Source organism: Cupriavidus sp. 2SB (assembly GCF_005503625.1).
Lineage (GTDB): Bacteria > Pseudomonadota > Gammaproteobacteria > Burkholderiales > Burkholderiaceae > Cupriavidus.
In genome coordinates, this window is record NZ_SCMX01000001.1 from 42,362 (window position 1) to 60,415 (window position 18,054).

The 18,054-nt window shown below is 63.4% G+C and carries 17 protein-coding genes and 1 tRNA gene; 10 read left to right on the forward strand and 8 right to left on the reverse strand.

The features are described from left to right. Positions 1–13 precede the first annotated feature (13 nt). Both FFS21_RS00235 and FFS21_RS00240 read right to left on the reverse strand, forming a co-directional pair. Positions 14–1,591: an aldehyde dehydrogenase (NADP(+)) gene (locus tag FFS21_RS00235; protein WP_137922935.1), complete on the reverse strand. Its 1,578-nt coding sequence runs from the start codon at positions 1,589–1,591 to the stop codon at positions 14–16. Between the two features lie 193 nt (positions 1,592–1,784). Further along, positions 1,785–2,534, reverse strand: a complete 750-nt coding sequence (locus tag FFS21_RS00240; protein ID WP_137922936.1) for a FadR/GntR family transcriptional regulator — start codon at positions 2,532–2,534, stop codon at positions 1,785–1,787. A 275-nt stretch (positions 2,535–2,809) separates the two neighbouring features. Here FFS21_RS00240 and gudD point away from each other — a divergent pair, with 275 nt between their 5' ends. The 5 genes from gudD (at position 2,810) to FFS21_RS00265 (ending at position 7,366) form a co-directional block, all read left to right on the forward strand. Beyond that, on the forward strand, positions 2,810–4,159 hold the full coding sequence (gudD, locus tag FFS21_RS00245) for a glucarate dehydratase (protein ID WP_137922937.1): 1,350 nt from the start codon (positions 2,810–2,812) through the stop codon (positions 4,157–4,159). A 60-nt stretch (positions 4,160–4,219) separates the two neighbouring features. Next, positions 4,220–5,248 carry a Bug family tripartite tricarboxylate transporter substrate binding protein gene (locus FFS21_RS00250; RefSeq protein ID WP_137922938.1) on the forward strand — a complete coding sequence of 343 codons (1,029 nt, stop codon included), beginning with the start codon at positions 4,220–4,222 and terminating at the stop codon, positions 5,246–5,248. Positions 5,249–5,600: 352 nt separating this feature from the next. Next, positions 5,601–6,233 (forward strand): CsgG/HfaB family protein, encoded by a 633-nt coding sequence (locus tag FFS21_RS00255; RefSeq protein ID WP_137923068.1) that lies wholly within the window; start codon positions 5,601–5,603, stop codon positions 6,231–6,233. Positions 6,234–6,263: 30 nt separating this feature from the next. After that, positions 6,264–6,707, forward strand: a complete 444-nt coding sequence (locus FFS21_RS00260) for a DUF4810 domain-containing protein (RefSeq protein ID WP_137922939.1) — start codon at positions 6,264–6,266, stop codon at positions 6,705–6,707. Continuing rightward, complete coding sequence (locus FFS21_RS00265) at positions 6,704–7,366, forward strand: DUF799 domain-containing protein (protein WP_137922940.1); 663 nt, start codon at positions 6,704–6,706, stop codon at positions 7,364–7,366. The genes FFS21_RS00260 and FFS21_RS00265 overlap by 4 nt, the downstream gene beginning before the upstream one ends. 84 nt (positions 7,367–7,450) lie before the next feature. Here the strand turns inward: FFS21_RS00265 and FFS21_RS00270 are convergent. Next, positions 7,451–7,540, reverse strand: a tRNA-Ser gene (locus tag FFS21_RS00270). Between the two features lie 321 nt (positions 7,541–7,861). Between FFS21_RS00270 and FFS21_RS00275 the strand changes: the two genes are divergently transcribed. After that, entirely contained in the window at positions 7,862–8,353 is a 492-nt protein-coding gene (locus tag FFS21_RS00275; RefSeq protein WP_171020300.1) for an outer membrane lipoprotein, read from the forward strand. An 80-nt stretch (positions 8,354–8,433) separates the two neighbouring features. Here the strand turns inward: FFS21_RS00275 and hemW are convergent, their stop codons facing one another. From hemW to FFS21_RS00300, 5 genes are all read right to left on the reverse strand, one after another. Further along, positions 8,434–9,696: a radical SAM family heme chaperone HemW gene (gene hemW, locus FFS21_RS00280; protein ID WP_137922942.1), complete on the reverse strand. Its 1,263-nt coding sequence runs from the start codon at positions 9,694–9,696 to the stop codon at positions 8,434–8,436. Further along, positions 9,693–10,307, reverse strand: a complete 615-nt coding sequence (gene rdgB, locus FFS21_RS00285) for an RdgB/HAM1 family non-canonical purine NTP pyrophosphatase (protein ID WP_137922943.1) — start codon at positions 10,305–10,307, stop codon at positions 9,693–9,695. Before rdgB ends, hemW begins: the two co-directional genes overlap by 4 nt. A 17-nt stretch (positions 10,308–10,324) precedes the next feature. Beyond that, a complete protein-coding gene (rph, locus tag FFS21_RS00290) occupies positions 10,325–11,041 on the reverse strand; it encodes a ribonuclease PH (RefSeq protein WP_137922944.1) in 717 nt (238 codons plus the stop codon). Positions 11,042–11,156: 115 nt separating this feature from the next. After that, positions 11,157–12,071, reverse strand: coding sequence for a PP2C family protein-serine/threonine phosphatase (locus FFS21_RS00295; RefSeq protein WP_137922945.1), 915 nt, complete (start codon positions 12,069–12,071; stop codon positions 11,157–11,159). An 87-nt stretch (positions 12,072–12,158) separates the two neighbouring features. Next, the gene (locus FFS21_RS00300; protein WP_137922946.1) at positions 12,159–13,235 is read right to left on the reverse strand and encodes a serine/threonine protein kinase; all 1,077 of its coding nucleotides are present in this window, start codon (positions 13,233–13,235) and stop codon (positions 12,159–12,161) included. 206 nt (positions 13,236–13,441) lie between these two features. Between FFS21_RS00300 and FFS21_RS00305 the strand changes: the two genes are divergently transcribed. The 4 genes from FFS21_RS00305 to FFS21_RS00320 all read left to right on the forward strand — a co-directional run bounded on the left by FFS21_RS00305 (position 13,442) and on the right by FFS21_RS00320 (position 18,054). Further along, entirely contained in the window at positions 13,442–14,377 is a 936-nt protein-coding gene (locus tag FFS21_RS00305) for a YicC/YloC family endoribonuclease (protein ID WP_137922947.1), read from the forward strand. A gap of 4 nt (positions 14,378–14,381) precedes the next feature. Beyond that, complete coding sequence (gmk, locus tag FFS21_RS00310) at positions 14,382–15,032, forward strand: guanylate kinase (protein ID WP_137922948.1); 651 nt, start codon at positions 14,382–14,384, stop codon at positions 15,030–15,032. 84 nt (positions 15,033–15,116) lie between these two features. Beyond that, positions 15,117–15,320 (forward strand): DNA-directed RNA polymerase subunit omega, encoded by a 204-nt coding sequence (gene rpoZ / locus FFS21_RS00315; RefSeq protein ID WP_006578656.1) that lies wholly within the window; start codon positions 15,117–15,119, stop codon positions 15,318–15,320. Positions 15,321–15,633: 313 nt separating this feature from the next. Continuing rightward, positions 15,634–18,054 (forward strand): RelA/SpoT family protein, encoded by a 2,421-nt coding sequence (locus tag FFS21_RS00320; RefSeq protein WP_137922949.1) that lies wholly within the window; start codon positions 15,634–15,636, stop codon positions 18,052–18,054.

The window sequence follows — 18,054 nt, forward strand, 5'->3', positions numbered from 1 at the left end:
TCCAACACGCCAATCAAGCGTGACCCAGTTCGCCGTCCTTCAGGCGCCACAGGTTCAGCGGGTTGCCATCCTTCAGCGCTTCAGGCAGCAGGCCGGCCGGCAGATTCTGGTAGCAGACCGGGCGCAGGAAGCGGTCCAGCGCCGAGGTGCCCACCGACGTCGTGCGCGTATCGGACGTGGCCGGGAACGGGCCGCCGTGGACCATGGCGAAGCAGACTTCCACGCCAGTCGGGTAGCCGTTGAACAGGATACGGCCGACCTTGCGTTCCAGTGCCGGCAGCAGCTTGGCCGCGATTGCCTGATCGCCAGCGTCGGCTTGTACCGTGGCGGTCAGTTGGCCTTCCAGGATGCGCGTGACGGCCACCAGGGCATCGGCGTCCTTGCAGACCACGAGTACCGTCGAAGGACCGAACACTTCGGCGTGCATGCGGTGATCGGCAACGAACTTGTCTGCCGACGTTTCAAAGAACACCGGACGAGCCTGATTCGGGCCCGTTGCGTCCACACCGCAAGCGGCGCGCGTCAGACCCGCGACTTCCGACAGTTGCGCCACACCGCGCTCGAATGCGGCGTGGATGCCCGGCGTCAGCATCGTGCCAGCCGGCTTGCCGGTCAGCGCGGTGTGCGCAGCGGCACGGAATTTCTCCAGCGCCGGACCTTCAACTGCCAGCAGCAGGCCCGGATTCGTGCAGAACTGGCCCACGCCCATCACGAGCGAATCCACCAGGTCACGGGCGATCTGCTCGCCGCGTGCGTTGAGCGCTTCCGGCAGCAGGTACACCGGGTTGATGCTGCTCATTTCCGCATACACCGGAATCGGTACCGGACGGCTGTTGGCCACGTTCATCAGCGCCAGACCGCCAGCGCGCGAACCCGTGAAGCCCACGGCTTGAATGACCGGATGGGCCACCAGTGCGGTGCCGATGGCGTTGCCTACGCCTTGCACCATCGAGAACACGCCTTCCGGCAGGCCCGCATCGGCCACAGCCTTTTGAATCACGCGACCCACCAGTTCGGACGTGCCCGGGTGCGCCGGGTGCGCCTTGGCGACCACCGGGCAACCTGCTGCCAGTGCCGACGCGGTATCGCCACCGGCCACCGAGAAGGCCAGCGGGAAGTTGCTGGCGCCGAACACGGCCACGGGACCCACGGCGATGCGCTGCATGCGCAGGTCGGGGCGCGGCGGGGTGCGCTCGGGCAGGGCGCTGTCGAGCGTGGCGCCTTGCCAGCGGCCATCGCGAAGCACGCGTGCGAACAGGCGCAACTGGCCGGCGGTGCGGCCGCGCTCGCCTTGCAGGCGGGCGATCGGCAGGGCCGTTTCAGCGTGCGCACGCTGGATCAGTTCATCGCCGAGACCTTCCAGGCCCGTAGCGATGGCTTCCAGGAACGTCGCGCGTTGGTCGGGCGAGGTGGCGCGGAAGGTGTCGAATGCGGCTTCGGCCAGCGCGCAGGCGCGGTCCACATCCGCGGCGGTGCTGCCCTGGTAGGCGGGTTCGAGCTTCTCGCCCGTGGCCGGGTTGATGCCGTGGAAAGTCTCTTCAGTGCCGCGCGCGGCGATGGCGCCGATCAGCATTTCGCCAGAAATCGTCATGATTGGGTCCTGCGGGAAAAGTGATGAAAGGACGGCCAGAACACCGTCACGCAAGGGGAGAGGCAGGCAATGGTGCCTGCCGATGGAACTGCATGGGATGCCGACCGGAAGCGTCGTAAGACATCATATGACATCGCTTCCCGTCTCGCAACCGCACCATCCGTTCGGACAACGCGCGGATGGCGCATGCCGCTCAGGCGGGCGATCCGGCCATGGCCGACGCCTTGCGCAGGCGTTCACGGCTGTTGGTCAGGTGCATGCGCATGGCAGCTTTTGCCGCTTCCGGATCGCGTCGCTCGATCGCATCGAAAATGCTTTCGTGCTCGAAGTTCACGCGCTCCAGGTACTGTTCGCGTTCGGGCCGGCTCACCTGCAGGCGGCTGCGCGGAATCACCATCGTGCCGAGGTGGCCCATGATGTCCGTGAAATAGCGATTTCCCGTGGCACGCGCGATCGACAGGTGAAACTCGAAATCCGAACCCACTGCGTCGCTGCCTTCAGCGGCATTGCGCTTCATGTCGTCCAGCGCGCGGCGCATGGCCAGCAGATGTTCGTCGTTGCGGCGCGTGGCCGCCAGGCTGGCAGCCTCGGCTTCCAGGCTCACGCGGAATTCAAGCATCGCCAGCACGTCCATGGCCGTGACAATGGCCGAAGGATCGATGCGGAATGGGGAGTGGGTTTCAAGTGGGCGGTTCAGCACGAACGTGCCGATCCCGTGCCGCGTTTCCACCAGGCCGCTGGCCTGGAGGCGCGACAGCGCTTCACGCACCACCGTGCGGCTCACGCCGAGCGTGGCCATGATTTCGGATTCCGTGGGAAGCTTGTCACCCGGCTTGATCTGGCCCTGCTGGATGCTGTCGGTCAGGTTGCTGACCACTTCCTCGGCAAGCGTGCGGCCGCGGCGGCGCAGGGGAGCGGGCGAAGACATCGAGACGTTGGACATGGGCGTGCAGGTATGGGAACCAATGTGGGGATGACCCTGACGGTCGTACTGTTGACCGGTCGGGCACGCGCTCATTATACTGCGTCATAAGTCATACGACGACCGATAACGCACAGGACATTGCGGCCGTTTGGCCAATGTGGCAGCCGCGCCGCAATTTTCTTTCGGTCAGCTAATGTATTAGCGTATGAGCTACGATAGCAGGGCGCATTTCCACGTCATGGGGAGAGCGCGATCCCGGCGGTAAAACAGACCAGGACTCGGAGACGATCCACATGAACGCAACCTCTCTCGCCAATGGCGCGACCCCTGTCGTGACCGAACTGACTGTCGTGCCGGTGGCCGGTCACGACAGCATGCTGATGAACCTGTCGGGCGCCCACGGCCCGTACTTCACCCGCAACATCGTCATCCTGAAGGACAGCGCAGGGAACATCGGCGTGGGTGAGGTGCCCGGCGGCGAGAGCATCCGCCAGACGCTGGAGGATGCGCGTCCGCTGGTGGTGGGGCAGGGCATCGGCCAATATCTCGCGATCCTGAACCGCGTGCGCGAGCAGTTCGCCAGCCGCGACGCTGGCGGCCGGGGCCTGCAGACGTTCGACCTGCGCATCACCATCCACGCTGTGACCGCGCTGGAAGCCGCGCTGCTCGACCTGCTCGGCAAGCATCTGCAGGTGCCGGTGGCTGCGCTGCTCGGCGAAGGCCAGCAACGCGATGCCGTGGAGATGCTGGGCTACCTGTTCTACGTGGGCGACCGCCAGAAGACCACGCTCGACTATCGCACCGAACCCAATGGCGACAACGCATGGTTCCGCGTGCGCAACGAAGTGGCAATGGATGCCAAGGGCGTGGTGCGCCTGGCCGAAGCCGCCTACGAGCGCTATGGCTTCAACGACTTCAAGCTGAAGGGCGGCGTGCTGCGCGGCGAAGAGGAGATGGAGGCGATCATCGCGCTGCATGAGCGCTTCCCCAAGGCACGCGTGACGCTCGATCCGAACGGTGGCTGGCTGCTGAAGGACGCCATCCGCCTGTGCCGCGACAAGCACGGCATCCTGGCCTATGCAGAAGATCCGTGCGGCGCGGAAGACGGTTACTCGGGCCGCGAGATCATGGCCGAATTCCGCACGGCCACCGGCCTGCCGACCGCCACCAACATGGTGGCCACGGACTGGCGCCAGATGGGCCACGCGGTGCGTTTGCAGTCGGTGGATATTCCGCTGGCCGATCCGCACTTCTGGACGATGCAGGGCTCGGTGCGCGTGGCGCAGATGTGCTCGGAATGGGGTCTCACGTGGGGCTCGCATTCGAACAACCACTTCGATATCTCGCTGGCGATGTTCACGCACGTGGCGGCTGCCGCGCCGGGCCGCGTCACGGCCATCGACACGCACTGGATCTGGCAGGACGGCGAACACCTGACGCGCAACCCGCTGAAGATCGAAGGCGGGCTCGTGCAGGTGCCGAAGACGCCGGGCCTGGGCGTGGAACTCGATATGGACGCACTGGCGCGCGCCAATCGTCTCTATCAGGAAAAGGGTCTGGGGGCGCGCGATGACGCGATTGCCATGCAGTTCCTGATTCCCAACTGGAAGTTCAACAACAAGATGCCTTGCATGGTGCGCTAAGCGTCCATCTCGACGATTCCCAGAAATAGAAAACCTTCGATTCAGCAGGAGACACACAACATGGTTCAACCCTCGAAGGCCGCCCCGCGCGCGGCCCGTATTTCCACGCTGCTGCGCCGCTTTGCGGGCGTGGCGATTGCCCTGGCTGCCGGCGTGACCGTCAGCGGTGTTGCGCAGGCATCGAGTGCGGCGTGGCCGCAGAAGCCGGTGTCGATCGTCGTGCCGTTCCCGGCCGGTGGTTCGACAGACACCATCGCGCGCTACCTGGCGCAGCCGCTCAATGAGAAGCTGGGCCAGCCGTTCGTGATCGACAACAAGCCGGGCGCCACGGGCGCTATCGGCGCAACGTTCGTCAAGCGTGCGCCAGCCGATGGCTACACGATGATGGTGGCCTCGATTGGCGTGTTCGCGGTCAACCCGTTTCTGCAGAAGAGCCTGCAATATGATCCGGCGAAGGATTTCGACCTGCTGACCGTGGCCGTACGCGCGCCAAACGTGCTCGTGGCCAATCCGAACTTCCCGGCCAAGTCGCTGGCCGAACTGGTGGCGTACATGAAGAAGAACCCGGGCAAGGTCACGTTTGCCACGTCGGGTGCCGGTTCATCGGACCACCTGACGGCCGCGCTGTTCTGGCAAAAGACCGGCACCGAAGGGCTGCACGTCCCGTATAAGGGCGGTGCCCCGGCCATCTCGGATCTGCTCGCCGGGCAGGTGGATGTATCGTTCCAGAACGTCAACGCGGTGCTGCAACACATCCGCACCGGCAAGCTCAAGGCGCTGGCCGTGACGTCGGGCAAGCGCTCCGCCGTGTTGCCCGATGTGCCGACCATGGCCGAAGGCGGCACCAAGGATGTGGAAGTCTATTCGTGGCAGGGCATCGCTGCGCCCAAGGGCATCCCGGCCGATGTGAAGACGCGCCTACACGGCGCTATCGTCGGCGCGCTCAAGGACCCGGCGATGCAGAAGAAGCTGGGCGAGCAAGGCTTCGAGGTAGTGGCCAACACGCCCGAGCAGTTCGTCGAGTTCGAGAACCAGGAACTGAAACGCTGGAAGACCGTGATCGAGCAGGGCAAGATCACGGCCGAGTAAGCCGGCATCGTCGCTGTCCACGTCAAAACCTCGCCAACCGGCGGGGTTTTTTTTCGCCTGGAACCGATTCCCCCCTGTAGTGGGGCGTCCGCTCGCGCGCGCTAAATATGGGTGAATTCGTACCGATAGACGCTAAGGCGCTCAATCGGTCAAAGCAGTGTGAACAAGATATGCGACAAATCTGGCGAAAAAGCTGGGGCTTTGTAAAAATTCATGTTTTGCCTATTGATCCTGGCTGCCATTCAGCCACATTGGGCGCCGGCACCTTTTCGGCTGCCGTTCGATCTATCTCTCTTGGAGAAACGAAGTGAAAAGTCTGAAGTCCTGCTGTCTGCTCGGTGTAGTCGCCGCCATGGGCATGGCTGGCTGCGCGACGGAAACGTCGACCGCATTGCCGGTGCAGAAGGTGGAGAGCGCCAGCCGCCCGTATAACGGCCTGCGGACCCCGATCGCCGTGGGCAAGTTCGACAACCGTTCGAACTACATGCGCGGCGTGTTCTCGGACGGCATCGACCGCCTGAGCGGCCAGGCCAAGACGAGCCTGGTGACCCACCTGCAGCAAACCAACCGCTTCACGGTGCTGGAGCGCGAGAATCTCGACGAGATCAAGCGCGAGGCGACGATCAAGAACCAGGCGCAAAAGCTCAAGGGCGCCGATTTCGTGGTGACTGGTGACATCACCGAGTTCGGCCGCAAGGAAGTGGGCGATGTGCAGTTGTTCGGCATCCTGGGGCGTGGCCGTGAGCAGGTCGCCTACGCGAAGGTCAACCTGAACATCGTCAATATCACGACGTCCGAGGTGGTTTTCTCCACCCAGGGGGCTGGCGAATACAAGCTGTCGAACCGCGAGGTCATCGGGTTTGGCGGCACGGCCAGCTATGACTCCACGCTGAACGGCAAGGTGATGGACCTGGCCATGCGCGAAGCCATCAACAACCTTGTCAGCGCCATCGACGGTGGCATCTGGAAGCCGGTCCAGCAGTAACAGGCATTCGTCAAACTACGAGAAAAACAAATGATTAACTTGGTCACGCTGCGCAATGCGGCGTTTTTGTCGGTCGCCGCCGCGGTGCTCGCCGGCTGCGCTGCGCCCCAGCCGTCGCTCTATCAATGGGAAGGCTATCAGGCTCAGGTCTACCAATACTTCAAGGGCGAGTCGAAGGAAGAGCAGGTCATCGCGCTGGAGAAGGGCCTTGAAACCATCAAGGCGAAAGGGGGAGCGGTGCCACCCGGCTATCACGCGCAGCTCGGCATGCTGTACCTGAACCTCGGCAAGGACGACCAGATGGTCAAGGAGTTCCAGACCGAGAAGACGCTTTTCCCGGAATCCACGCCGTTCATGGATTTCCTGACGCGGAATATGAAGACGGATACGCGCAAGGATGTCGCGGTACCGGCCCAGCCGACCACCGCCGCGGTAGGAACCAAGGCTGACAACAACACCGGGAGCGCCAAATGATCCGTCGCGTGATGACCTATATGGCTACGCTGGCCGCGGTGGCGCTGTTTGCCGGTTGTGCCACGAAGCCGCCCGAGGTGGACTACTCGGCGTTCAGGTTGGCCAAGCCGCGTTCGATCGTGGTGCTGCCGCCGCTGAACGAATCGGCCGACATCAAGGCCACGTACGCCATGCTGTCGCTGGCCACGTATCCGCTGGCCGAGTCGGGCTACTACGTACTGCCCGTGGCACTGGTCGACGAGACGTTCCGCCAGAACGGCTTGACCGTCCCCGGTGAGATCCACACCGTCCCGGTGCCCAAGCTGCGCGAGATCTTCGGCGCCGACGCCGCGCTGTATGTCACCGTGACCGACTACGGCTCGCGTTACCAGGTGTTGAGCAGCGTCACGCGCGTCGCGGCCAAGGCCAAACTCGTGGATCTGCGCAGCGGCGATGTCCTGTGGAGTGGCACCGCCGTGACGGCCAACGATGGTGGCAACACCAGTGGCGGCGGACTGATCGGCATGCTGATCAGCGCCGCCATCAACCAGGCGGTGAATCACCTCACCGATGCGGCCTATCCCATAGCGGGAACGACGAGCTATCGTTTGCTGTCAGCCGGCATGCCGGGCGGCATCCTGTACGGCCCGCGTTCGCCGAAGTACGACAAGGTGGATTGAGTGCCGCACTGACGCGGCTTCCGCGAAAAAAATGCCGCAGCACGCTCCCTCGTTCGAGGGAATGTGCTGCGGCATTTTCGTATCTGGCGGAAGCGGTGAGATTCGAACTCACGGATGGGTCACCCCATCGGCAGTTTTCAAGACTGCTGCCTTAAACCACTCGGCCACGCTTCCTTGAAGGCGATTCTGATTGAACCGGCATTGTATCGCGTCAGCGGATACGGCCGGCCGCGCATTATACAGGGATGGCCGGGCTGGCGTGTATTGCGCTTGACGCATGCCCATGGATGATGAGGGAAAGCCTCAACGATGTGTCGTTCTCTGTCGACGTTGTCAGTGTTTGTCGGACAGCGCGGAACCATGTGAGGGTCGAGCATCTCCTATGATCACGACATGCGATCTTGGCGTGTCACGAAGTCGGCTTTTCAAACAGCTATTCGAGGAGAGGAATCGATGCAACGCAACGAACAACGCAAGGATCAACGTCAGCCGTGGATGGCGCTGGGCGGCCTCGGCGCCCTGGTGCTGGTGGCCGGGCTGGCCGGTTGCGCGCAACCTGGGTATGGCGGCTATGGCAACTACAACTCGACTCCGCAGCCTACGGGTTATCAACAGCCCGGCAGCGTGTATCAGGCGCCGCAGGGTTCGGTGTTCACCGGCCGAGTGGAATCGATCGAGCCGATCCAGAATACGCAGGGTAGCTCGGGCATTCTGGGTACGGTGATCGGTGGCGCCGCGGGCGGGCTGCTCGGCCATCAGATTGGTGGCGGGCGTGGCCAGACGGCGGCGACGATCGTGGGCGCAGTGGGTGGTGCCGTGGCAGGTAACCAGATCGAGAAGCGCACGGGTAGCAGTACGCAGACCGCGTATCGCGTCAATGTCCGGCTCGACGATGGGCGCGTAGCAACGGTGACGCAATCGAACATCGGCAATCTGCGTGTGGGTGACCGCGCCCGGGTGGCGAACGACATGGCCACGCCGTACTGATCGAACGCCGTAATAAAGAACGCCACACGGTTTGCGCCGTGTGGCGTTTTTGCTTTCGCATGCCAACCGACGAAGCCGGCTCAATCCTTCAGGAACATCTCCTGCAGATCATTGAGGAAGCGCCGCCCGAGGTCGGTGGGCTTGATCATCGTCGGGTCGGCTTCGAGCAATCCCTTTTTCTCGGCTGCCGCCAGCGTCTTGCCGATGGTGTGCAAGGGCAGGCCGGTGTAGTCGTGGAAGCTCGATGCCGGGACGCCATCGGTGAGGCGCAGCGCGTTGAGCATGAACTCGAACGGCAGGTCGTCGGCGCTCACATCGCGCGACTCCTGCACGGCGTTGCCCGCCAGTGCCTGTTCCATATAGGTAGCCGGGTGCTTGTGGCGCATCTGGCGCAGGATACGGTGCGGGAACGACAGCTTGCCGTGCGCGCCCGCGCCGATACCGAGGTAATCGCCGAATCGCCAATAGTTGAGGTTGTGCTTGGCCTCGCGATGCGGCCGACCGTAGGCCGAAGTCTCGTAGTGCCGGAACCCTGCCTCTGCCGTGCGGGCCTCGATGAGATCCTGCATCTCGTAGGCGATGTCTTCATCGGGCAGTGCCGGCGGAAACTTCGCGAACAGCGTGTTCGGCTCCAGCGTCAGGTGATACATCGACAGGTGTGTGGTGCCGTACGACAACGCCGCTTCGAGGTCGCTCACGCACTGGTCCATCGTCTGACCCGGCAGTGCATACATCAGGTCCAGATTGACGTTGTCGAAGTGCTGCAATGCGATGTCGATGGCGGCCCGCGCTTCGCGCTCGCCGTGGATGCGACCTAGCGCCTGCAGGTGGGCATCGTTGAAACTCTGAATGCCGATGGACAGACGGTTGATCCCGCTGGCCCGGTAGCTCGCAAAGCGCTCGGCCTCGAATGTGCCGGGATTCGCTTCCATGGTGATCTCGGCATCGGCGTCCAGCGGCAACAGCGCGCGGATATCCGACAGCAGCCGGTCCATGCCGGCCGCCGACAACAGGCTCGGCGTGCCGCCACCAATGAAGATCGTATGCACGGGACGTCCCCAGACCAAGGGCAGCGACTGCTCGAGGTCGGCGCGCAGCGCGTCGAGATACGCGTCCTCGGGGATGTCGTGGCTATCGGCCTTTCCGGGTGCCGCGTGCGAGTTGAAATCGCAGTACGGACACTTGCGCACGCACCACGGAATATGAACGTAGAGCGATAGCGGCGGTGAGCCGGGCAGGGCGATCTTTCCCGGCTTGAGCCAGAGTTGCTGGTTGTCCGCCGGAGAAACCTGTCGCGAGGCTGGGGACGAAGGCGGGGACGACGCCGGGATGATCGGAATCATGCGCTGGTCCTGGCGCGCGAAGCTTGCAAGCGGGCAACCAGGCCCTGCAGCGCCAGTGCGCGATGGCTGACGCCGTTCTTCTCGTCGGCGGACAGTTCGGCGGCAGTTTTGCCGAGCGTAGGCAGCAGGAAGTGCGGGTCATAGCCGAAGCCACCCGCGCCGCGCGGGGCATCGACGACTTCGCCGGCCCAGGTGCCCTCGGCGATGATCGGGCACGGATCTTCGGGATGCCGCACCATGACCAGCACGCAGTAGTAATGCGCGTGACGGTTCAGCTTGCCGGCCAGTTGGGAAATCAGATGCGCGTTGTTGGCGGCGTCGGACTTCGGCTTGCCGACCATCTGCGCGTAGCGTGCCGAGTAGACGCCGGGAGCGCCATCGAGCGCATCGACACAGATGCCCGAATCGTCGGCCAGCGCCGGCATGCCGGACAGCCGGCTGGCGTGGCGCGCCTTGGTCAGTGCGTTCTCGACGAACGTGCCGAAGGGCTCCTCGGCCTCGGGAATCCCGAGTTCGCCCTGTGGCAGTACGTCAAAGCCGAGCGGTGACAAAAGTGCGCTAAATTCGCGCAGCTTGCCAGCGTTGTTCGAAGCCAGGACCAGGCGTTGCATCGTCACTCCTCCCGCGCTCAGAGTCCGAGCGCCTGCTTTTGCTGGCGCACCAACTCGGCAATGCCGGCCTCGGCCAGACGCGTCATGGCGTCCAGGTCCGCGCGGCTGAATGGCGCACCCTCGGCCGTACCCTGGACTTCGACGAAACCGCCGCTACCAGTCATGACCACATTCATGTCTGTGTCGCAGTTGCTGTCCTCGGCGTAGTCGAGGTCGAGCACCGGCACGCCGTCGACCATGCCCACGGAGATGGCCGCGACGAAATCGCGGATCGGACTCGTCGAAATCGAGCCGGCGCGCAGCATGGTGGAAACGGCGTCGTGGGCGGCCACGAAGGCGCCCGTGATGGCAGCGGTGCGGGTGCCGCCATCGGCCTGCAAGACGTCGCAATCGAGGTGGATCGTGTGCTCGCCCAGTGCGGCGAGATCGAACACCGACCGCATGGCCCGGCCGATCAGGCGCTGGATTTCCTGCGTGCGGCCGGTCTGCTTGCCCCGTGCGGCTTCGCGGTCCGAGCGCGTGTGCGTGGCACGAGGCAGCATGCCGTATTCGGCGGTGACCCAGCCTTCGCCGCTGCCTTTCTTGTGCGGAGGCACTTTGGTCAGCACGCTGGCCGTGCAGAGTACCTTGGTGTCGCCAAAGGCACACAGCACCGAACCTTCGGCGTGGCGCGTGTAGTGGCGGGTCAGGGTGATGGGTCGCAGCGCATCGGCCGCGCGTCCGCTGGGTCGCATGGGGAGTTTTCGTTGGAATCGGGTAAGACCGCGATTCTAACGCCGACAGGCTTCGAATGCCTGTCGCGCCGGCTGCGACCCCGGCAAACTGAAGCGAACGTTTCTCCGCCGTGGCTCAGCGCATCAGATTGCTGGTCTTGTCGATCGCGGCACGAATCTCGGCAATCGAGCGTTCGATTTCCTCTTCGCTGAGCAAATCGGTCTCGTTGCCGGTGCGTTCCAGGATTGATGTCGTGAAGGTGTTCAGGGGCAGCGTATCCGTCAGCACGGCGTCGTCATCGGGCACTGTGGCGTCGGCTTCCCACATCATCGAGATCGCTGTGGTGTTGTCGGCACCTTCGCCGGCATTGGCGAGCGCGCGTTCGATCAGGTCGGGAATGGCGTGGACGACCGACAGGTGCGTAACCTTGTCCACGATCACGCTCTCTTCCAGGCTGCCCCACAGGCCGTCGGAGCACAGCATCGCCACGTCGCCCGGCTCCAGCCGCACTGGCCCACCGATATCGATCAACGGCAGGTTGGGCGATCCAAGGCAGTTGTAGAGCTTGTTGCGCTCGGGATGATTGGCCACTTCCATGGGCAGGACGCGCTCCTGCTGCAGCAGGTTTTCTATCTTCGAGTGGTCCCGCGTACGTGTGAGGAGGGCGGCCTTGCGCATCAGGTAGAAACGCGAATCGCCGGCGTGGGCCCAGTGGATCTGGCCGTTCTGGATCAGGCAGCAGACCACCGTTGTACGCGGCACATCCGACAGTCGATTGGCCTCGGCATAGCGATGGATGTCGCGGTGCGCCAGCATGATCGTGTCCTGCAGGAAGTCGGCAGGATTGCGGATCGATGGGCGCGCCTGCGCCTGAAACTGGCGCGCCAGAGTTTGCAGTGCCTGCTGCGCGGCAACCTCGCCAAAGGCGTGGCCGCCCAGGCCATCGGCCAGCACCATCAACAGGGCGTCACGCGTAAAGCAGTAGCCCATGCGGTCCTGGTTGATCCGGCGGCCGCCTTTCCGGCTTTCCTGGTAGACGGAGAATCGCATGCTTTATTCGTTATTGGTTTGGTGCGCTTGTCTGCGCAGGCATCGGCGCGTGGGGCGTTGTGTTGAACGTCGCATCATGCGGGGGCATCAGTCGCTGGAGCCGTCGGCCTGCGCAGTCTGCGATGGCTTGTCGGCGTTTCGTTCCTCGCGGCGGCGCAGCAGCGTCATGAAACGGCTCGTGGCGTTCATGCGCTCTCCTGCGGGCACAGTTGCGGGGCCGGCCGCTGCTGCGGCAGCCGATTGCTCGCCCAGCGCATTGCTCTGGTCGCGCAGTTCCTTCTGCAGCCGGAACACGCTCTGCGGCCGCTCCGACGGCGTCAGGCGCAGGCACCACTCCACCAGATCCACGAGGCCATTCGTATAGGTGCTGCGCAACCGCGCGATGGATTCCGCCATGCGGTCTTCCTTTTCGCGCTGGTTGGCTTCCTGGGGCGGCATGCCGGCCATGCACGCGTACAGCGTGGCACCCAGGCTGTAGATGTCGGTCCAGGGGCCGAGGTCGCTGTGCTTGCCGTAGAGCTCGGGCGCGGCAAAGCCGGGCGTGTACATCGGCTGGAAACGTGCGGCTTCCATGGTCAGAGTCTGGCGTGCGGCACCGAAATCGAGCAGGATCGGCGATTCGTCCTCGCGCAGGTAGATGTTTCCGGGCTTGATGTCGAGGTGCAGCAGCTTGTGGATATGCACTTCGCGCAGCCCGCTCATGAGGTCGTGGAAGACTTTGCGGATAAATCGCTCGCGCAGCACCTTGGGCTTGCCCTGCTGCCGGGCCTGCAGAATGTGTTCCTGCAGTGTTTTGCCCAGTTCGTAGTTCATCACCATGTAGACCGTGGAGTTCTCGCGGAAGAAATTCACCACGCGAACCACGCTGGGATGCGAAATACGAGCCAGCGACCGGCCTTCCTCGAAGAAGTACTTCAGGCCGAGCCGGAACGATGCGGCATTTTCATCGGGAACGACAGGAATCAGTTCGCCGGGGCTGCGGCGCGCCAGCGACGACGGCAGGTATTCCTTGATGGCGACCGGAGTGCCGGTGTCGTCCGTGGCAAGGTAGACGAAACTGAACCCCCCGCTGGCCAACTTCTTTACAATACGGTAGTTGGCAAGCAGCGTGCCGATAGGAAGCGGCGCGCTCTTGGGTGTATTGGCGCCCTTGGACTCTGTCATAGGATTCGGGACCTCATTTGCTCCCGGATTCTCCGGTCTAATCGGTCACTTGTAAAGAAATCCGTAGCGGGGTGTGTTGCCAAAACTCCGCGCTTTTCCACGACCGATTTCCCTTGATTTTGTGGGCGCTCTGCCGTCCGCTCGGGTACATCGCGCCGTCTATAGCCGATCCCTTATTTTTCGACTCTTTCGCGAGATAAACGACAATGATCCACAGCATGACAGGCTATGGCCTGGCTACCGGCCAGGCACCGCTGACCAACGCTCAGGGCGAGCCCAGCGGCCGCACCGCCTCGGTTTCGGTGGAATTCCGCACTGTCAATTCGCGTTTTCTCGACCTGCTGTTCCGTGCGCCCGAAGAGTGCCGCGCGTTCGAACCCGCCCTGCGCGAAATGCTCATGGGCGAACTCTCGCGCGGCAAGCTCGAGTGCCGCATCAATCTGCAGCGCACCGATGCCGGTGGCGCCACGCTGGCATTGAACCAGGGTCTGCTGGACCAGATCCGCGCACTGGAATCCACGGTGTCGGCCACCTTTGCCAACGCCGGCACCATGCGCATGGGCGAACTGCTGCGCTGGCCCGGCGTGCTGGTGGAGCCCGAGCTGTCCCAGGAGGCGCTGCGTGACGCCGTGACTGGTGCCGCTCGCGAGGCGCTCAAGCAACTGCTGGAAGCCCGCCGCCGTGAAGGCGCAGCACTCAAGGCAACGCTTGAGGAACGCATCGACGCCATGCTGGCCATCGTCGAGCGCCTGACGCCGACGATTCCGCAACTCATTGCACATCATCAAGAAAAACTGACCGAGCGCCTGCAGGAAGCCTTCAACCTGGCCGCGCCGAACGGCATGCCGAACATGACCCGTGACGAGATTGGCGAGCGTATCCGCCAGGAAGCCACGGTGTATGGCATCCGCATCGATATCGCTGAAGAGCTGTCGCGGCTGCAGGCGCACCTCGTCGAAACGCGGCATATCCTGAAGAAGGGCGGCCAGGTGGGCAAGCGGCTGGATTTCATGATGCAGGAACTCAACCGCGAAGCGAACACGCTCGGCTCAAAGGCCGCTGCCAAGGAACTCGCCGATGCCTCGATGGAGCTCAAGCTCCTGATCGAGCAGATGCGCGAGCAGATTCAAAACCTCGAATAAGATCATGAGCGAAACGACCCACACCGCCATCGACACCGTCTATCCCGGCAACCTGTTCATGGTGGTGGCACCGTCAGGGGCCGGCAAGTCTACGCTGGTCAACGCGCTGCTGGCGCAGGATCAGTCCATTCGCCTGTCTATCTCGCATACCACGCGCAAGCCGCGTCCGGGCGAGGAGAATGGCCGCGAATACCATTTCACGACCGTCGACGAGTTCCGCGCCGCACGTGACCGCGGTGAATTCCTGGAATGGGCCGAGGTGCACGGCAATTACTACGCCACGTCGCGCGTATGGATCGAGCAGCAGATGGCGCAAGGCAACGACGTGCTGCTGGAGATCGACTGGCAGGGCGCCCAGCAGGTGCACACGCGTTTCTCCAACGCCATGGAGATCTTCATCCTGCCGCCGTCGCTGACGGCGCTGGAGGAACGGTTGAAGAAGCGCGGCCAGGACGAGCCGAACGTGATCACTCGGCGCCTGCTGGCCGCGGGTAGCGAAATGGCGCATGCATCGGAGTCGGACTACGTGATCATCAACGAGGTCTTCGAGGATGCGCTGCGACAGTTGCAAAACGTCGTTCACGCGACCCGTCTGCGCTTTTCGTCGCAAAAGGCGCGGCATGCAGAGCTGTTTATCGAGCTCGGCATTCACTGATGCAAGGGGCGGCCGGCAAGGTTTCGGCCGCGTGCTGTAAAATGACGGCCTGTCGAACAGGTTTCATCCCAAGGTGGATTTCATATGGCGCGTATTACCGTCGAAGATTGTCTGAAACACATTCCGAACCGCTTTGAGCTCGCGCTGGCCGCGACTTACCGCGCACGTCAGCTCGTGCAGGGCCATACGCCCAAGGTAGAGGCCAAGGACAAGCCCACCGTTGTGGCGCTGCGCGAAATCGCGTCGGGCCAGGTCGGCATCGAGATGCTGAAGAAGGTCCCGACCTGATTGCCAGGGTGGCCCGTGGTTCATCCTTGCTTCGCGTGCGTACGCATCCAGCCGCGCATCCAGCCGAATTCCAGGGGCCGCCGCCATGCCTTCATTGCCGACCGAACCCGCCATCGCGCCGCCGGAAACCTCCGGCGCGGACGACTCGCGTGGAGCGCCGGCAACGAAGGCTTCATCTGTTTTGGGCGGCGCATCCGCCACTTCGGTGGCGCCTGGTACGCCGTCTCCAGAGGCCGTTCCGGTCTCTCCCTCCTTGACTGCCGCACCGTCAGCTACCGTCCCAGGACGTAAGCGCTCCGGACAATCTCCTTCTGTGACTGCCCGAACTGGTGCTCCCAATCTTCCCGATCCGCTCGGCGACAACGTCGTCGGGGAACGTGCCGTTGTCCCGCCGATGCAGCAGGGCAAGTCGCGTGCTGCACTGGCGAATGATCTGGTAGCGGAGCCCGTGGCCGGTACCGTGCCTGCGCCGCCGGGTGGTGATCTGTTCATCGACGCGGTGCTGGCGCAGTCATACCGGCACTTCTTCGGGCCGACCTCGCAGCCGGCGGTGCCGCCGCGCCAGCAGGTTATCTCCATCACGCGCCTGATGGAGAAGCTGGCCTATCTGAAGCCGGCTGACCAGACATTAGTGCGCGAGGCGTTCCAGTTCTCGGACGAGGCGCATCTCGGACAGTACCGGCAGAGCGGCGAGCCGTACATTACGCATCCGGTTGCCGTGGCGGAGTTGTGCGCGGACTGGAAGCTCGATGTGCAATCCATCATGGCGGCATTGCTGCATGACGTGATGGAAGATCAGGGCATCACGAAGAGCGAACTGGCCGAGAAATTCGGTCCGAAGGTCGCCGAACTCGTCGATGGTCTGACCAAGCTGGACAAGCTCGAATTCCAGAGCCGCGAGCAGGCGCAGGCGGAGAGCTTCCGCAAGATGCTGCTGGCGATGGCGCGCGATGTGCGGGTGATCCTGGTCAAGCTGGCTGATCGCACGCACAACATGCGCACGCTCGATTTCGTGCCGCCCGAGAAGCGGCGCCGGATCGCGCTGGAAACAATGGAGATCTATGCGCCGATCGCGCACCGGCTGGGTCTCAACACGATCTACCGCGAACTGCAGGAGTTGTCGTTCAAGGTAGGCTCGCCGTTCCGTTATGCCACGCTGGAGAAAGCCGTCAAGGCCGCGCGCGGCAATCGGCGCGAAGTGGTGAAGCGGATTCTCGAAGCCGCGCAGGCGTCGCTGGCGCAGGCGGGCATCGTGGCCGAACTCTCGGGGCGCGAGAAGACGCTGTACAGCATCTATCGCAAGATGCACGACAAGCAGTTGTCGTTCTCGCAAGTGCTTGATGTCTATGGTTTCCGCGTGGTCGTGGAAACGCAGATGCACTGCTACATGGCAATGGGCGCGCTGCACGGCTTGTACAAGCCTATGCCTGGCAAGTTCAAGGACTACATCGCGATTCCGAAGATCAACGGCTATCAGTCGCTGCATACGACTCTGGTGGGACCGTTCGGCACGCCGGTGGAGTTCCAGATCCGTACACGCGGGATGCACCAGATCGCCGAGGCCGGCGTGGCTGCGCACTGGATGTACAAGCACCAGGCCGACCACGCCAACGATATCCAGCATCAGGCCCACCAGTGGCTGCAGTCGCTGCTCGATATCCAGAGTCAGACTGGTGATTCGCAGGAGTTCCTGGAGCACGTCAAGATCGACCTGTTCCCGGATGCCGTCTATGTCTTCACGCCGAAGGGCCATATCCGTGCGCTGCCGCGTGGTGCCACGGCGCTGGACTTTGCGTACGCGGTGCACAGCGACCTGGGTAACCAGTGCGTTGCGGTCAAGATCAACAACGAAATGCTGCCGCTGCGCACGGAGCTCAAGAGTGGCGATATCGTCGAGGTGGTCACAGCGCCATACTCGAAGCCGAATCCTGCTTGGCTGGCCTTCGTGCGCACCGGCAAGGCGCGTGCGGCGATTCGCCATTTCCTGAAGACGACGAAGCTCGACGAGGCCATCCAGCTTGGCGAGCGCCTGCTGGACCAGTCCGCGCGCCAGCTTGGTATCGAACTCAAGGCGGTGCCGCAGTCGGTGTGGGAGCGGATGATCCAGTGGACCGGCAACAAGGCGCGCGAAGATATCTTCGCGGACCTGGCGCTGGGCCGGCGCGTGCCTGCAGTTGTGGCGCGCCGCATGGAAATCCTGCTGCAGGAACTCTCCGGCGATGTCGACAGCGCGCTGCTGGCGGCCGTGCAGACGTTTGCTGGCGAGGAAGCCCCGGCGGTGCCGATCACCGGCGACGAGGGTATGTCGATGATCTTCTCGGCATGCTGCCGTCCGATCCCTGGCGACTCCATCGTTGGTTATCTGGGCAAGGGCGAAGGGCTGCAGATCCACGTACAGGACTGCAAGGTGGCCAAGCGCCTGCACAGCAAGGACCCCGAGCACTGGATCGAGGTAATGTGGGCCAAGAAGACGACGCGTGCGTTCGACGTGTCGATCAAGATCATGGTCCACAACGTCAAGGGTATCGTCGCACGCGTGGCGGCGGACCTGACCTCTGCCGACGCCAATGTGGCGCACGTGGCGATGGAACAGCAGCAGGGCGGCCATCAGGAGGCCACCTATATGCAATTCGTGATCCAGGTGCAGAACCGCCTGCATCTCGCCAACGTCATGCGGGCACTGCGTCGCAATCCGGACGTCATCCGTATCTTCCGCGACCGGAACGACGGCTGA

Bases quoted from the DNA above. Each gene is read 5' to 3' on its own strand.
- FFS21_RS00265 (WP_137922940.1), top strand. From the start codon at position 6,704: ATGATCCGTCGCGTGATGACCTATATGGCTACGCTGGCCGCGGTGGCG.
- rdgB (WP_137922943.1), bottom strand. From the start codon at position 10,307: ATGCAACGCCTGGTCCTGGCTTCGAACAACGCTGGCAAGCTGCGCGAA.
- gudD (WP_137922937.1), top strand. From the start codon at position 2,810: ATGAACGCAACCTCTCTCGCCAATGGCGCGACCCCTGTCGTGACCGAA.
- FFS21_RS00235 (WP_137922935.1), bottom strand. From the start codon at position 1,591: ATGACGATTTCTGGCGAAATGCTGATCGGCGCCATCGCCGCGCGCGGC.
- FFS21_RS00305 (WP_137922947.1), top strand. From the start codon at position 13,442: ATGATCCACAGCATGACAGGCTATGGCCTGGCTACCGGCCAGGCACCG.
- FFS21_RS00300 (WP_137922946.1), bottom strand. From the start codon at position 13,235: ATGACAGAGTCCAAGGGCGCCAATACACCCAAGAGCGCGCCGCTTCCT.
- hemW (WP_137922942.1), bottom strand. From the start codon at position 9,696: ATGATTCCGATCATCCCGGCGTCGTCCCCGCCTTCGTCCCCAGCCTCG.
- rph (WP_137922944.1), bottom strand. From the start codon at position 11,041: ATGCGACCCAGCGGACGCGCGGCCGATGCGCTGCGACCCATCACCCTG.
- rpoZ (WP_006578656.1), top strand. From the start codon at position 15,117: ATGGCGCGTATTACCGTCGAAGATTGTCTGAAACACATTCCGAACCGC.
- FFS21_RS00240 (WP_137922936.1), bottom strand. From the start codon at position 2,534: ATGTCCAACGTCTCGATGTCTTCGCCCGCTCCCCTGCGCCGCCGCGGC.
- FFS21_RS00255 (WP_137923068.1), top strand. From the start codon at position 5,601: ATGGGCATGGCTGGCTGCGCGACGGAAACGTCGACCGCATTGCCGGTG.
- FFS21_RS00275 (WP_171020300.1), top strand. From the start codon at position 7,862: ATGGCGCTGGGCGGCCTCGGCGCCCTGGTGCTGGTGGCCGGGCTGGCC.
- FFS21_RS00295 (WP_137922945.1), bottom strand. From the start codon at position 12,071: ATGCGATTCTCCGTCTACCAGGAAAGCCGGAAAGGCGGCCGCCGGATC.
- FFS21_RS00250 (WP_137922938.1), top strand. From the start codon at position 4,220: ATGGTTCAACCCTCGAAGGCCGCCCCGCGCGCGGCCCGTATTTCCACG.
- gmk (WP_137922948.1), top strand. From the start codon at position 14,382: ATGAGCGAAACGACCCACACCGCCATCGACACCGTCTATCCCGGCAAC.
- FFS21_RS00260 (WP_137922939.1), top strand. From the start codon at position 6,264: ATGATTAACTTGGTCACGCTGCGCAATGCGGCGTTTTTGTCGGTCGCC.